Annotated in this window: 11 protein-coding genes; 8 read left to right on the top strand and 3 right to left on the bottom strand. The window is 60.4% G+C overall.

Annotated features, from left to right (window positions below):
- The first annotated feature begins 31 nt into the window (after positions 1–31).
- From AC6I6U_RS06475 to AC6I6U_RS06460, 4 genes are all read left to right on the top strand, one after another.
- Positions 32–1,954, top strand: a complete 1,923-nt coding sequence (locus tag AC6I6U_RS06475; RefSeq protein ID WP_497881203.1) for a PrkA family serine protein kinase — start codon at positions 32–34, stop codon at positions 1,952–1,954.
- A gap of 139 nt (positions 1,955–2,093) precedes the next feature.
- Positions 2,094–3,365 (top strand): YeaH/YhbH family protein, encoded by a 1,272-nt coding sequence (locus AC6I6U_RS06470; RefSeq protein WP_497881202.1) that lies wholly within the window; start codon positions 2,094–2,096, stop codon positions 3,363–3,365.
- Positions 3,362–4,933: a SpoVR family protein gene (locus AC6I6U_RS06465; protein WP_497881201.1), complete on the top strand. Its 1,572-nt coding sequence runs from the start codon at positions 3,362–3,364 to the stop codon at positions 4,931–4,933. The genes AC6I6U_RS06470 and AC6I6U_RS06465 overlap by 4 nt, the downstream gene beginning before the upstream one ends.
- A gap of 62 nt (positions 4,934–4,995) precedes the next feature.
- Positions 4,996–6,225 (top strand): multifunctional CCA addition/repair protein, encoded by a 1,230-nt coding sequence (locus AC6I6U_RS06460; RefSeq protein WP_497881200.1) that lies wholly within the window; start codon positions 4,996–4,998, stop codon positions 6,223–6,225.
- Between the two features lie 65 nt (positions 6,226–6,290).
- Here AC6I6U_RS06460 and folK read toward each other — a convergent pair whose 3' ends face one another.
- Positions 6,291–6,854 (bottom strand): 2-amino-4-hydroxy-6-hydroxymethyldihydropteridine diphosphokinase, encoded by a 564-nt coding sequence (folK, locus tag AC6I6U_RS06455; protein ID WP_497881199.1) that lies wholly within the window; start codon positions 6,852–6,854, stop codon positions 6,291–6,293.
- On the bottom strand, positions 6,845–7,198 hold the full coding sequence (gene folB / locus AC6I6U_RS06450; protein ID WP_054057027.1) for a dihydroneopterin aldolase: 354 nt from the start codon (positions 7,196–7,198) through the stop codon (positions 6,845–6,847). Before folB ends, folK begins: the two co-directional genes overlap by 10 nt.
- A 74-nt stretch (positions 7,199–7,272) precedes the next feature.
- On the opposite strand from folB, the gene plsY reads away from it, so the two are divergent.
- Positions 7,273–7,842 carry a glycerol-3-phosphate 1-O-acyltransferase PlsY gene (gene plsY, locus AC6I6U_RS06445; protein WP_497881198.1) on the top strand — a complete coding sequence of 190 codons (570 nt, stop codon included), beginning with the start codon at positions 7,273–7,275 and terminating at the stop codon, positions 7,840–7,842.
- 42 nt (positions 7,843–7,884) lie between these two features.
- On the opposite strand, the gene tsaD is transcribed toward plsY, so the two are convergent.
- On the bottom strand, positions 7,885–8,910 hold the full coding sequence (gene tsaD / locus AC6I6U_RS06440) for a tRNA (adenosine(37)-N6)-threonylcarbamoyltransferase complex transferase subunit TsaD (RefSeq protein WP_497881197.1): 1,026 nt from the start codon (positions 8,908–8,910) through the stop codon (positions 7,885–7,887).
- Positions 8,911–9,104: 194 nt separating this feature from the next.
- Between tsaD and rpsU the strand changes: the two genes are divergently transcribed.
- The 3 genes from rpsU (at position 9,105) to rpoD (ending at position 13,661) form a co-directional block, all read left to right on the top strand.
- Positions 9,105–9,320: a 30S ribosomal protein S21 gene (rpsU, locus tag AC6I6U_RS06435; RefSeq protein ID WP_002551877.1), complete on the top strand. Its 216-nt coding sequence runs from the start codon at positions 9,105–9,107 to the stop codon at positions 9,318–9,320.
- Positions 9,321–9,754: 434 nt separating this feature from the next.
- Positions 9,755–11,743 (top strand): DNA primase, encoded by a 1,989-nt coding sequence (gene dnaG / locus AC6I6U_RS06430; protein WP_497881196.1) that lies wholly within the window; start codon positions 9,755–9,757, stop codon positions 11,741–11,743.
- A 67-nt stretch (positions 11,744–11,810) separates the two neighbouring features.
- Positions 11,811–13,661, top strand: a complete 1,851-nt coding sequence (gene rpoD, locus AC6I6U_RS06425; protein ID WP_497881195.1) for an RNA polymerase sigma factor RpoD — start codon at positions 11,811–11,813, stop codon at positions 13,659–13,661.
- Positions 13,662–13,699: the final 38 nt, after the last annotated feature.

The following is a 13,699-nucleotide window of genomic DNA, read 5'->3' as shown; positions in this document are numbered from 1 at the left end:
ACCGGCTCCAAGTATCGAGCGAGGTGACGTCATGAGCATATTCAGCCATTTCCAACAACGCTTCGAATCCACACGGCAGGAAGAACTCACGCTGCAGGAGTATCTCGAGCTGTGCAAAAAGGATCGTAGCGCCTACGCCTCGGCAGCCGAAAGGATGCTACTGGCAATCGGCGAACCCGAACTGCTGGATACGTCCACCAACTCTCGGTTGTCGCGCATTTTCTCCAACAAGGTGATACGTCGCTATCCGGCCTTTGAAGACTTCCACGGCATGGAAGAATGCATCGACCAGATCGTCTCGTATTTCCGCCATGCCGCCCAAGGCCTGGAAGAAAAGAAACAGATTCTTTATCTGCTCGGCCCGGTAGGCGGTGGCAAGTCCTCCCTGGCGGAGAAGCTGAAACAACTGATCGAGAAGGTACCCTTCTACGCCATCAAAGGCTCGCCGGTCTTCGAATCGCCGCTGGGCCTGTTCAACGCCACCGAAGACGCCGCGATTCTCGAGGAAGACTTCGGCATTCCACGGCGCTACCTGAACACCATCATGTCGCCCTGGGCGACCAAGCGCCTGGCCGAATTCGGCGGCGACATCAGCCAGTTCCGGGTGGTCAAGCTATACCCCTCGATCCTCAACCAGATCGCCGTGGCCAAGACCGAACCCGGCGACGAGAACAACCAGGATATCTCCGCGCTGGTGGGCAAGGTCGATATCCGCAAGCTGGAGGAGTTCCCGCAGAACGACGCCGACGCCTACAGCTACTCGGGCGCGCTGTGCCGGGCCAACCAGGGCCTGATGGAATTCGTCGAGATGTTCAAGGCACCGATCAAGGTGCTGCACCCACTGCTGACCGCCACCCAGGAAGGCAACTACAACAGCACCGAGGGCCTGGGCGCAATTCCGTTCACTGGCGTGCTGCTGGCCCACTCCAACGAATCGGAATGGCACACCTTCCGCAACAACAAGAACAACGAGGCGTTCATCGACCGGATCTACATCGTCAAGGTCCCGTACTGCCTGAGGGTCAGCGACGAGGTGAAGATCTACGACAAGCTGCTGCACAACAGCTCGCTGTCCAAGGCTCATTGCGCGCCCGACACCCTGAAGATGCTCGCCCAATTCACCGTCCTGTCGCGCCTCAAGGAACCGGAAAACTCGAACATCTACTCGAAAATGCGGGTGTATGACGGGGAAAACCTCAAGGACACCGATCCCAAGGCCAAGTCGATCCAGGAATACCGCGACTCCGCCGGCGTCGATGAAGGCATGAACGGCCTGTCGACCCGCTTCGCGTTCAAGATCCTGTCGAAAGTGTTCAACTTCGACCCTCACGAGATCGCCGCCAACCCGGTACACCTGCTCTATGTACTGGAACAGCAGATCGAACAGGAACAGTTCCAGGCCGAAACCCGCGAGCGCTACCTGCGCTACCTCAAGGAATACCTGGCACCGCGCTATATCGAATTCATCGGCAAGGAAATCCAGACCGCCTACCTGGAATCCTACAGCGAGTACGGCCAGAACATTTTCGATCGCTACGTGCTGTACGCCGACTTCTGGATCCAGGACCAGGAATACCGCGACCCGGAAACCGGCGAAATCCTCAATCGAGTCGCCCTCAACGAGGAACTGGAAAAGATCGAAAAACCGGCCGGCATCAGCAATCCGAAGGATTTCCGCAACGAAATCGTCAACTTCGTATTGCGCGCCCGGGCCAACAACAACGGCAAGAACCCGACCTGGCTCAGCTACGAGAAGCTGCGGGTGGTGATCGAGAAGAAAATGTTCTCCAACACCGAGGACCTGCTGCCCGTCATCAGCTTCAACGCCAAGGCCAGCAAAGAGGATCAACAGAAGCACAACGACTTCGTCACGCGCATGGTCGAACGCGGCTACACCGACAAACAGGTACGCCTGCTCTCCGAGTGGTACCTGCGGGTTCGCAAGTCGCAGTAACGGCAGCTGCAAGCGTCAGGCTGCAGGTCGTCGACACGTCAACCGGCGTGTCGACGACCGGCGCAGCCGACCGCTTGTCCCCGAGTTTCCAGCCCGGTGCTGGAAGCTTGTAACTTGAAGCTGCCCGGAGGGCTCCCCCATGAGCTATGTGATCGACCGACGCCTCAATGGCAAGAACAAGAGCACGGTGAACCGCCAGCGCTTCCTGCGGCGCTATCGTGACCATATCAAGAAGGCGGTCGAGGAGGCCGTTAGCCGCCGTTCCATCACCGACATGGAGCACGGCGAGCAGATCAGCATTCCCGGCCGGGATATCGACGAACCCGTGCTGCACCACGGGCGTGGCGGCAAGCAGACCGTGGTGCATCCGGGCAACAAGGAATTCACCAGCGGCGAACACATTCCCCGGCCCCAAGGGGGAGGCGGTGGTCGCGGCCCCGGCAAGGCCGGCAACTCCGGCGAAGGCATGGATGAATTCGTCTTCCAGATCACCCAGGAAGAATTTCTCGAATTCATGTTCGAGGACCTGGAACTGCCGAACCTGGTCAAGCGCAACCTCACCGGCACCGACACCTACAAGACCGTTCGCGCCGGGATCAGCAACGAGGGCAATCCCTCGCGCATCAACATCATCCGTACCCTGCGCTCGGCCCACGCACGAAGAATCGCCCTCTCCGGCAGCAGCCGGGCAAAGCTGAAGGAGGTCAAGGCTGAGCTGGAGCGACTCAAGCGCGAAGAGCCGGATAACTTCGGCGATATTCAGGAGATCGAAGCAGAAATCGAAAAACTCAGCGCGCGGATTCACCGTGTACCGTTTCTCGACACCTTCGACCTCAAGTACAACCTGCTGGTCAAGCAGCCCAACCCGAGTTCCAAGGCGGTGATGTTCTGCCTGATGGACGTATCCGGCTCGATGACCCAGGCGACCAAGGACATCGCCAAGCGCTTCTTCATCCTGCTGTACCTGTTTCTCAAGCGTAACTACGACAAGATCGAAGTGGTGTTCATCCGCCATCACACCAGCGCCCGGGAGGTCGACGAGGAGGAGTTCTTCTACTCACGGGAAACCGGCGGCACCATCGTTTCCAGCGCCCTGAAGCTGATGCAGGAAATCATGGCCGAACGCTATCCGACCAACGAATGGAACATCTACGCCGCCCAGGCTTCGGACGGCGACAACTGGAACGACGATTCGCCGATCTGCCGCGACATCCTGATCAACCAGATCATGCCATTCGTGCAGTACTACACTTATGTGGAGATCACCCCGCGCGAACATCAGGCCCTGTGGTACGAATACGAACGCATCAGCGAGGCGTTCAGCGATACCTTTGCCCAGCAGCAGCTGGTGTCGGCCGGCGATATCTATCCGGTCTTCCGTGAACTCTTCCAGCGCAGGTTAGTGACATGACCGCCAGAGAGCAGAAACAGCCCAAACGCCAACCCCTTTCCACCGGCTCGGAATGGACCTTCGAACTGATCCAGGCCTACGACCGCGAGATCAGTCGTATCGCCGAGCGCTACGCGCTGGATACCTACCCCAACCAGATCGAAGTGATCACCGCGGAGCAGATGATGGATGCCTACGCCTCGGTGGGCATGCCCCTTGGCTACCATCACTGGTCCTACGGCAAGCACTTCCTCAGCACCGAAAAATCCTACAGTCGTGGGCAGATGGGCCTGGCCTACGAAATCGTGATCAACTCCGATCCCTGTATCGCCTACCTGATGGAAGAAAACACCATCTGCATGCAGGCGCTGGTGGTGGCCCACGCCTGCTATGGGCATAACAGCTTCTTCAAGGGCAACTACCTGTTCCGCACCTGGACCGATGCCAGTTCGATCATCGATTACCTGGTCTTCGCCAAGCAGTACATCACCCAATGCGAGGAACGCCACGGCATCGATGCGGTCGAGGATCTGCTCGACTCCTGCCATGCCCTGATGAACTATGGCGTCGACCGCTACAAGCGCCCCTACCCAATCTCCGCGGAAGAGGAGCGGCGTCGACAGAAAGACCGTGAAGAACACCTGCAGAAGCAGATCAACGACCTGTGGCGAACCATCCCCAAGGGCGCGGATAAATTCAGCGAGAAGGACAACGCCCGCTTCCCTTCCGAGCCCCAGGAAAACATCCTCTACTTCATCGAGAAGCATGCGCCGCTGCTGGAGCCCTGGCAGCGGGAGGTCGTGCGGATCGTGCGCAAGATCGCCCAGTATTTCTACCCACAGCGCCAGACCCAGGTCATGAACGAAGGCTGGGCGACGTTCTGGCATTACACCCTGATGAACGATCTCTACGATGAAGGGCTGGTCACCGACGGCTTCATGATGGAGTTCCTCACCTCCCACACCAGCGTAGTGTTCCAGCCCGGCTTCGACAGCCCCTACTACAGCGGCATCAACCCCTACGCCCTGGGCTTCGCAATGTACCGGGACATTCGTCGGATGTGCGAGGAGCCTACCGAGGAGGATCGCCGCTGGTTCCCTGAACTGGCCGGCAGCGACTGGCTGTCGAGCATCAAGTTCGCCATGAGCAGCTTCAAAGACGAGAGCTTCATCCTGCAGTACCTGTCGCCCAAGGTGATCCGCGACCTGAAGCTGTTCAGCATTCTCGACGATGATCAACGCGACGACCTGCTGGTCCCTGCCATCCATGACGAAAGCGGCTATCGGACCATCCGGGAGACCCTCGCGGCGCAATACAACCTCGGCAACCGCGAACCCAACGTGCAGATCTGGAGCATCGATCGCCGCGGTGATCGTTCGCTGACCCTGCGCCATCAACAACACGACCGCAAACCCCTGGGCGACTCGACCGAGGAAGTGCTCAAGCACCTGCATCGCCTGTGGGGCTTCGACATTCACTTGGAGACCCTGCAAGGCGACCAGATCATGAAGACCCACCACGTGCCACCCAAAGGCGAGAGCAGCGAGAGCGAATACGGTCGACTGGACATGGCCGTGGTCCACCTCTGAGTTGCAGACCCCTCCGTTGGCGGACAACACAGGTTATCCTGTCTGGCTAACGGAGGTTTTTCATGCAAATCTATAAAGTCGGCGGCGCGGTCCGTGATCGCTTGCTCGGCCGCCCCGTCACTGATATCGACTGGGTCGTGGTCGGCACCACCAGCGAAGAAATGCTCGCCAAGGGTTTTCGCCCGGTGGGAGCCGACTTCCCGGTATTTCTCCACCCCAGGAGCGGCGAGGAATACGCCCTGGCCCGCACCGAACGCAAAAGTGGCCGTGGCTATGGCGGCTTTACCTTCCACGCCAGTCCCGAGGTCACCCTTGAAGAGGACCTGATCCGTCGCGACTTGACGATCAACGCCATGGCCGAAGATGACCACGGCACGCTGACCGATCCCTATCACGGCCAGGAGGATCTCGAAAACCGCGTTTTACGTCATGTTTCACCGGCGTTCGCCGAAGATCCGCTGCGCGTTTTGCGGGTTGCCCGCTTCGCCGCTCGTTATGCCAGCCTCGGGTTCAGGGTCGCGCCACAAACACTGGCACTGATGCGCCAATTGGCGGAGTCCGGAGAACTGGAGGCGTTGACACCCGAACGCAGTTGGAAGGAAATCTCCCGAGCTCTGATGGAGGAACAGCCACAGGTGTTCATTCAGGTCCTGCGTGAATGTGGCGCTTTGGCGGTACTGTTTCCCGAACTGGACGCCCTGTTCGGTATCCCGCAGCCTGCCGCTCACCATCCGGAGATCGATACGGGCCTGCACACCCTGAGCGTGCTGGAGCAGGCCGCGCACCACCAGCAACCACTGACCGTACGCTGGGCCTGCCTGCTGCACGACCTGGGCAAGGGACTCACCCCTGAAGAAGAGTGGCCGAGGCACATTGCCCACGAGGCCAGGGGCCTGGACCTGATCAAGGCCGTCAACGAACGCTACAAGGTGCCCCGCGATTGCCAGGAACTGGCCCTGCTCGTCGGCGAGTACCACACCCACAGCCACCGCGCCCTGGAACTGAAGGCTTCGACCTTGCTGGAGTTGCTGCAGAGCTTCGACGTCTATCGCCGTCCGCAACGTTTCGAGGAGTTCATCGCAGCCTGCGAAATGGACGCCCGTGGTCGCAAGGGGCTGGAACAGCGGGACTACCCACAAGCAGCCTACCTGCGCGGCGCGGCGCTAGCGGCCAAGGCCGTAGCGGTCCAGCCGCTGGTCGAAAAAGGCTTCAAGGGAGCTGAACTGGGCGAAGCACTCCGGCGCGAACGCCTGAATGCCCTCAAGGCCTACAAGGCAAAACACACCGCCTGAAAGTACTCTGAAGGCGATGTGGGAGCCGGCTTGCTGGCCATAGCGGCGTATCAGGCTCACCTATCTCATTGAATGGCCGCCTGCGGTTGATCGCCAGCAAGCCGGCTCCCACCGAGCAACGCCGTTGGCGTCAACGGCTCCCCGCGCCATTCGAACGCAACGGGAGCCAGCACCTGATCGATCCGCGCCTCACTCCACAAGGTTGCAAAACTCTTCCCGGCTTCAGGATGCAGCTTTTGTGGCGCAATCAACGACAATGGCCACAACACGAAGGCATTTTTAAGGACTTCCGCCCTAGGCAGGATCAGCCCGTCGAAATTCCCCACCTGCTCGCCATAGAGCAGAACGTCGATATCCAGTGGCAACCCCTTGCGATCCGGCGCATAACGGCCGTTGTCTGCCTCAATGAACTTCAATCGCCGATCCAGCTCCATCAGCGGCAAGTCGGTGTACCCCGACACCACCAGATTGAAGAACGGTCCGCTCTTGATCCCTACCGGCTGGCTCTCGAACACCGCCGAGCAATGCATATCCGACAAAAAGCCGGCCAGGGCATCCAGGCCTGCGCACAAATGGGTTTCGCGCTCGATGTTACTGCCGAGCCCGAGATAAACCTGAGTTAGCGACATCCGCGCTCGATCTCCACGCCCACGCCCCTGGCCGCCGCAACGGCCCCAGGCTTGGTCAACTTGAGGTGCAGCCAGGGAATCTGGAACTCGCTCATGAGCACTTCGGCCAGGCGCTCGGCAAAGGTTTCCACCAACTGGAACTGCGACTGCTCGGCAAAGGCCTGGATACGCGTCGATACGCTGGCATAGTCGAGCGCCAGGGTCAGGTCGTCTCCCGCTGCGGCCGGGCGATTATCCCAGGCGAAACTGAGGTCAAGGCGCAGGCACTGCCTGATGCCGCGCTCCCAGTCGTAGGCACCGATCACCGTGTCGACTTCCAGGCCTTCGATAAACACTCTGTCCAAGCACTCTTCTCCGCAGCACGACAAGGGCGCAATGCGCCGTTAGAATCAGGGCGTCCTCGCCCGGAATAGTTAGCATGTTTTGGTTACTGGCGATTCTCGCCTACCTGCTCGGCTCGCTGTCCTTCGCCATTTTGCTCAGCCGCCTGACCGGAACGCCGGATCCGCGAATGAGTGGCTCGGGCAATGCCGGCGCCACCAACATGCTACGCCTGGCCGGCAAGAAACTGGCGATCCTGACTCTGCTCGGCGACCTGCTCAAAGGCCTGCTGCCGGTACTGATCGCCGGACTCGCCGGCCTGACGCTGCAACAACAGGCCTGGATCGGCGTCTGCGCCGTTCTCGGCCATCTGTTTCCCCTGTACTTCCGCTTTCGCGGCGGCAAGGGTGTCGCGACAGCTGCCGGCATGCTGCTGGGGCTTTACCCGCCCGCCGCCCTGCTGGCCATCGCCACCTGGATACTGACCTTCTACCTCACGCGCACCAGTTCGCTGGCCGCCTTGATCGCCACACCCTTGACTCTGCCGCTGCTAGCCTGGCAGGAACCGGCAGCGCTGCTGCCGATGAGCGTGCTGACCGGCCTGATCGTGTGGCGCCACCGTGGCAATCTACGCGACCTCTTTGCCGGCCGCGAACGGCATTTCTGATACGGCCCGTGAAACGCCTGCAAGTCGCCGATAGGCCACCACTCAAAGCGGTGGCAGCTGTTCCATCGGCCAACGGGCCTGCACGCTGATTGCCAGACTCTCCTTCTGCCCGGCCTGCAGGCGCTGGCAACCGGCAAAGGCGATCATCGCGCCATTATCGGTACAGAATCTCGGACGCGCATAGAACACCTCGCCCTTCATGTCACCGAGCATCTTTTCCAGGGACAAACGCAAGGCCTTGTTGGCGCTGACGCCGCCAGCGATCACCAAACGTCTCATGCCGGTCTGCTTCAATGCACGCTTGCATTTAAAGGTCAGAGTCTCCACCACCGCCTGCTGGAAGGCCAGCGAGATGTCGCAACGGGTTTGCTCACCGTCGTCTCCAGCGCTGACGCACTGCTGCCAGGTATTGAGGGCAAAGGTCTTCAGGCCGCTGAAGCTGAATTCCAGGCCGGGACGATCACACATCGGCCGGGGAAACACGAAGCGACCGGGCACGCCCTGCTCGGCCAGCCGAGCGATTTCCGGACCACCCGGGTAATTCAGGCCGATCAGCTTGGCGGTCTTGTCGAAGGCTTCGCCGGCAGCATCATCCAGGCTTTCGCCCAGCACGCTGTACTGGCCGATACCTTCGACCTGCACCAACTGCGTGTGGCCACCCGAGACCAGCAAGGCGACGAAAGGAAACTGCGGCGGTTGCTCTTCGAGCATTGGCGCCAGCAGGTGACCTTCCATATGATGTACGCCCAAGGCCGGAATATCCCAGGCAAAGGCCAAGGCCTGGGCACACGAGGCGCCGACCAGCAAGGCACCGACCAGGCCGGGGCCTGCGGTATAGGCGATCGCATCGATCTCGGTCGGCGCACAGTCGGCCTCGGCCAACACCTGGCGAATCAACGGCAGCATGCGCTTGACGTGATCGCGCGAAGCCAGCTCCGGCACCACGCCACCATAGGCCCGGTGCAGGTCGATCTGGCTGAACAGTGCATCGGCCAGGAGTCCGCGCTCACTGTCGTACAGCGCGACGCCGGTCTCGTCGCAAGAGGTTTCTAATCCCAGTACTAGCATGGGTTTGCGCCCTGAGGCTGAATTCGAAGGCGCGCATGATAGTCGTCACTCCCCGGCCCGACCAGCGGTTTTCGATCAGAGGCTTTGCATTCCGCGTCCCGAGGGGTTAACATCCGCAACCCTTAAAAACCGATGATCTCCAGTGCGCTTTGCCTGAGGACATCTCCCCCGGTAATGAATGAAGGTAGCTCTGGATGCCAGCCGTCAAAGTTAAAGAGAACGAACCCTTCGACGTAGCTCTGCGTCGTTTCAAGCGCTCCTGCGAAAAAGCCGGTGTTCTGGCTGAAGTTCGTAGCCGCGAATTTTACGAGAAGCCAACTTCCGAGCGTAAGCGCAAGGCAGCTGCTGCTGTTAAGCGTCACGCCAAGAAAGTTCAGCGCGAACAGCGCCGCGCCGTTCGTCTGTACTAATACACAGACGTTCGCTGCAAGCTTCTGCCAAGCCCGGCCCTCAGCCGGGCTAATGGCATTTGCGGATATCGCTTGATGCTTCACTGTCGAAGCCGCTGATGCGGCCCAGACAAACCCGCTTCACCACGTCAGAACTGGCTTATAGCCAGCGGTGCACGTCTTTACTGACGAGCCTTCCAAGGCTACTGGCGAGCACACCCTTTCCAGCTTGCGGGCAATTCCGTGGTCACCTTGACCTCTAGCGGGCCCGACAGCGACATTGTACAAATCGAAACCTGGAAGACCGCGCTATTCAAGGTCCGCCAGTTTCGACAGATACACTTCCCGACGATGATTGAGCAGACGACGAACGGTCGCGCAGTGAACTGACCTGCATGCCTACGTCGACAGGCCCTTTCGGGATTTTCTAGCAGCGCAGCGACGACGAGAACGCCATGGCCGGGCTGATACCCCAGAGCTTCATTGACGACCTGCTGAACCGTACCGACATCGTCGATGTGGTCAGTTCGCGCGTGCAAATGAAAAAGGCCGGCAAGAACTACACCGCCTGCTGCCCGTTCCACAAGGAAAAGACCCCGTCCTTCAGCGTCAGTCCGGACAAGCAGTTCTACTACTGCTTCGGCTGCGGCGCCGGGGGTAACGCCCTCGGCTTCATCATGGACCACGACAACCTGGACTTTCCCCAGGCCGTCGAGGAACTGGCGAAAGCCGCCGGCATGGAAATCCCCCGCGAGGAAAGAGACAACGGCCGCGGACGCAAACCCCGCCAGCCGACCGACTCGCCGCTCTATCCGCTGCTGACCGCTGCTGCCGACTTCTACCGCCAGGCGCTCAAGAGCCACCCGGCGCGCAAGGCCGCCGTGGATTACCTCAAGGGCCGCGGCCTGACCGGCGAGATCGCCCGCGACTTCGGCCTGGGCTTTGCCCCACCCGGTTGGGACAACCTGTTCAAGCACCTGTCCAGCGACACGCTGCAACAGAAAGCCATGATCGACGCCGGCCTGCTGATCGAGAACGCCGAAACCGGCAAGCGCTACGACCGCTTCCGCGATCGCGTGATGTTCCCCATCCGCGACACCCGCGGACGCATCATCGCCTTCGGTGGCCGGGTACTCGGCGACGACAAGCCCAAATACCTGAACTCCCCGGAAACCCCGGTGTTCCACAAGGGCCAGGAACTCTACGGCCTGTTCGAGGCGCGCAAGAACAACCGCAATCTCGACGAGATCATCGTCGTCGAGGGCTACATGGACGTCATCGCCCTGGCCCAGCAAGGCCTGCGCAACGCCGTGGCGACCCTGGGCACCGCGACCAGCGAAGAACACATGAAACGCCTGTTCCGAGTGGTGCCCAACGTGCTGTTCTGCTTCGACGGCGACCAGGCCGGCCGCAACGCCGCCTGGCGCGCACTGGAAGCGACCCTGAGCAGCCTGCAGGACGGCCGCCGCGCGCGCTTCCTGTTCCTGCCGGAAGGCGAAGACCCCGATACCCTGATCCGCGCCGAGGGCACCGACGCCTTCCGCGCCCGGATCAACCAGCACGCCCAGCCGCTGGCCGACTATTTCTTCCAGCAATTGACGGAAGAAGCCGACCCGCGCTCGCTGGAGGGCAAGGCCCACATGGCCACCCTCGCCGCACCGCTGATCGACAAGGTGCCCGGTGCCAACCTGCGCATCCTGATGCGCCAGCGGCTGACGGAAATCACCGGCCTGAGCAACGAAACGGTCAACCAGTTGGCCCAGAGCGCTCCTGCGGAGATACCGCCGAGCTACGACCAGGGCATCGACTACGGCTTCACCCCGGACTACGCGGATCATTCGGACTACTCGGACTACCACCAGCAGCAGGAGGCCTACGCCCCCCAGCAGCAGGAATGGACACCGAAAAAATCCGGTGGCGGCGGCAAGAAATGGGACAAGAAGCCATGGGACAAGAACGGCAAGCGCGGCGGCGATCGCGAACAGCCACGTGCCCCGCGAGTGCCGGCGCCCGTCGAACCCCCCATACAATCGGCGGTGCGCACGCTCATCCATCACCCGCAACTGGCCGGCAAGGTCGAGACCGCCGGTCACTTCGCGGATGAGGACAACAGCACGACCCAACTGCTGGTGGCCCTGCTTGAAGCCGTACAGAAGAATCCTAAGCTAAGCTCAATTCAGATGCTTTCCCGTTGGCACGGTACCGAACAGGGCCGGTTGCTGACCCGCCTGGCGGAAAAGGAGTGGCTGATCGACGGAGAAAACCTTGAACAACAGTTTTTCGACACCATAACTAGCTTGTCAGCCCGCCAGCGCGAGCGAAAGCTGGAAACACTTCTCAGGAAATCGCGCCAGAGCGACTTGAGCAGCGAGGAAAAATCCCTGCTGCTCGAATTGCTCAAACGCGATGTTCCTGCATCAAACCCGACCTCAACTGGCGCGTGAGGTCATAGCTCAGGTATAATCCTCGGCTTGTTTTTTGCCCGCCAAGACCTTCAGTGGATAGGGTGTTATGTCCGGAAAAGCGCAACAGCAGTCTCGCCTCAAAGAGTTGATCAGCCGTGGTCGTGAGCAGGGTTACCTGACTTACGCGGAGGTCAACGACCACCTGCCGGAGGATATTTCAGATCCGGAACAGGTGGAAGACATCATCCGCATGATCAACGACATGGGGATCAACGTATTCGAGAGTGCTCCGGATGCGGATGCCCTTTTGTTGGCCGAAGCCGATACAGACGAAGCCGCTGCCGAAGAAGCAGCGGCGGCGCTGGCGGCCGTGGAAACCGACATCGGTCGCACTACCGACCCGGTGCGCATGTACATGCGCGAAATGGGCACGGTAGAGCTGCTCACACGTGAAGGCGAAATCGAAATCGCCAAGCGTATCGAGGAAGGCATCCGTGAAGTGATGGGCGCAATCGCGCACTTCCCTGGCACGGTTGACTACATCCTCGACGAATACAATCGCGTCACCAGCGAAGGTGGCCGCCTGTCCGACGTTCTCAGTGGCTACATCGACCCGGACGACGGCATCGCGCCGCCTGCCGCCGAGGTTCCACCACCGGTCGATGCCAAGTCCGGCAAGGAGAACGAAAACGACGACGATGACGAAGAATCCGAAGGCGGTGACGACGAGGAAGAGGCCGAAAGCGGTCCGGATCCAGTCGTTGCAGCCCAACGTTTCGGTGCCGTCGCCGATCAGCTGGAAGTCACTCGCAAGGCCCTGAAAAAGCACGGTCGCAGCAACAAGGCGGCCATTGCCGAACTGCTGCTCCTGGCCGAGCTGTTCATGCCGATCAAGCTGGTTCCCAAGCAGTTCGAAGTCCTGGTCGAGCGTGTTCGCAGTGCCCTGGATCGTCTGCGCCAGCAAGAACGCGCCATCATGCAGCTGTGTGTGCGTGATGCCCGCATGCCGCGTGCCGATTTCCTGCGCCAGTTCCCGGGCAACGAAATCGATGAAAGCTGGACCGACGCCCTGGCCAAGGGCAAGAGCAAGTACGCCGAGGCCATCGGCCGCCTGCAGCCGGACATTATCCGTTGCCAGCAGAAGTTGACTGCACTCGAGGCCGAAACCGGCCTGACGATCGCCGAGATCAAGGAAATCAACCGTCGCATGTCGATCGGCGAGGCCAAGGCCCGCCGCGCGAAGAAAGAGATGGTTGAGGCCAACCTGCGTCTGGTGATCTCCATTGCCAAGAAGTACACCAACCGCGGCCTGCAGTTCCTCGACCTGATCCAGGAAGGCAACATCGGCCTGATGAAGGCGGTGGACAAGTTCGAATACCGTCGCGGCTACAAGTTCTCGACCTATGCCACCTGGTGGATCCGTCAGGCGATCACTCGCTCGATCGCCGACCAGGCCCGCACCATCCGTATTCCGGTGCACATGATCGAGACGATCAACAAGCTCAACCGTATTTCCCGGCAGATGCTGCAGGAAATGGGTCGCGAACCGACGCCGGAAGAGCTGGGCGAACGCATGGAAATGCCTGAGGACAAGATCCGCAAGGTATTGAAGATCGCCAAGGAGCCGATCTCCATGGAGACCCCGATCGGTGATGACGAAGACTCCCATCTGGGCGACTTCATCGAAGATTCGACCATGCAGTCGCCAATCGATGTCGCCACCGTTGAGAGCCTCAAGGAAGCCACCCGCGAAGTGCTGTCCGGCCTCACTGCCCGTGAAGCCAAGGTACTGCGGATGCGTTTCGGCATCGACATGAATACCGACCACACCCTCGAGGAAGTCGGCAAGCAGTTCGATGTAACCCGTGAGCGGATTCGCCAGATCGAAGCCAAGGCGCTGCGCAAGCTGCGTCACCCGACGCGAAGCGAACATCTGCGTTCGTTCCTCGACGAGTGATAAACACAACCCCCGGCCTGCCGGGGGTTTTGCTTTTC

Source organism: Pseudomonas sp. UTLPPB19802 (assembly GCF_059730225.1).
The sequence above is the reverse complement of the archived record's forward strand: the minus strand, read 5'-3'. Positions and strand labels throughout refer to the sequence as shown.

Excerpts from the sequence above, each read along its gene's own strand:
- plsY (WP_497881198.1), top strand. The coding sequence starts at position 7,273 with ATGTTTTGGTTACTGGCGATTCTCGCCTACCTGCTCGGCTCGCTGTCC.
- rpoD (WP_497881195.1), top strand. The coding sequence starts at position 11,811 with ATGTCCGGAAAAGCGCAACAGCAGTCTCGCCTCAAAGAGTTGATCAGC.
- rpsU (WP_002551877.1), top strand. The coding sequence starts at position 9,105 with ATGCCAGCCGTCAAAGTTAAAGAGAACGAACCCTTCGACGTAGCTCTG.
- AC6I6U_RS06475 (WP_497881203.1), top strand. The coding sequence starts at position 32 with ATGAGCATATTCAGCCATTTCCAACAACGCTTCGAATCCACACGGCAG.
- AC6I6U_RS06460 (WP_497881200.1), top strand. The coding sequence starts at position 4,996 with ATGCAAATCTATAAAGTCGGCGGCGCGGTCCGTGATCGCTTGCTCGGC.
- tsaD (WP_497881197.1), bottom strand. The coding sequence starts at position 8,910 with ATGCTAGTACTGGGATTAGAAACCTCTTGCGACGAGACCGGCGTCGCG.
- AC6I6U_RS06465 (WP_497881201.1), top strand. The coding sequence starts at position 3,362 with ATGACCGCCAGAGAGCAGAAACAGCCCAAACGCCAACCCCTTTCCACC.
- folK (WP_497881199.1), bottom strand. The coding sequence starts at position 6,854 with ATGTCGCTAACTCAGGTTTATCTCGGGCTCGGCAGTAACATCGAGCGC.
- AC6I6U_RS06470 (WP_497881202.1), top strand. The coding sequence starts at position 2,094 with ATGAGCTATGTGATCGACCGACGCCTCAATGGCAAGAACAAGAGCACG.
- dnaG (WP_497881196.1), top strand. The coding sequence starts at position 9,755 with ATGGCCGGGCTGATACCCCAGAGCTTCATTGACGACCTGCTGAACCGT.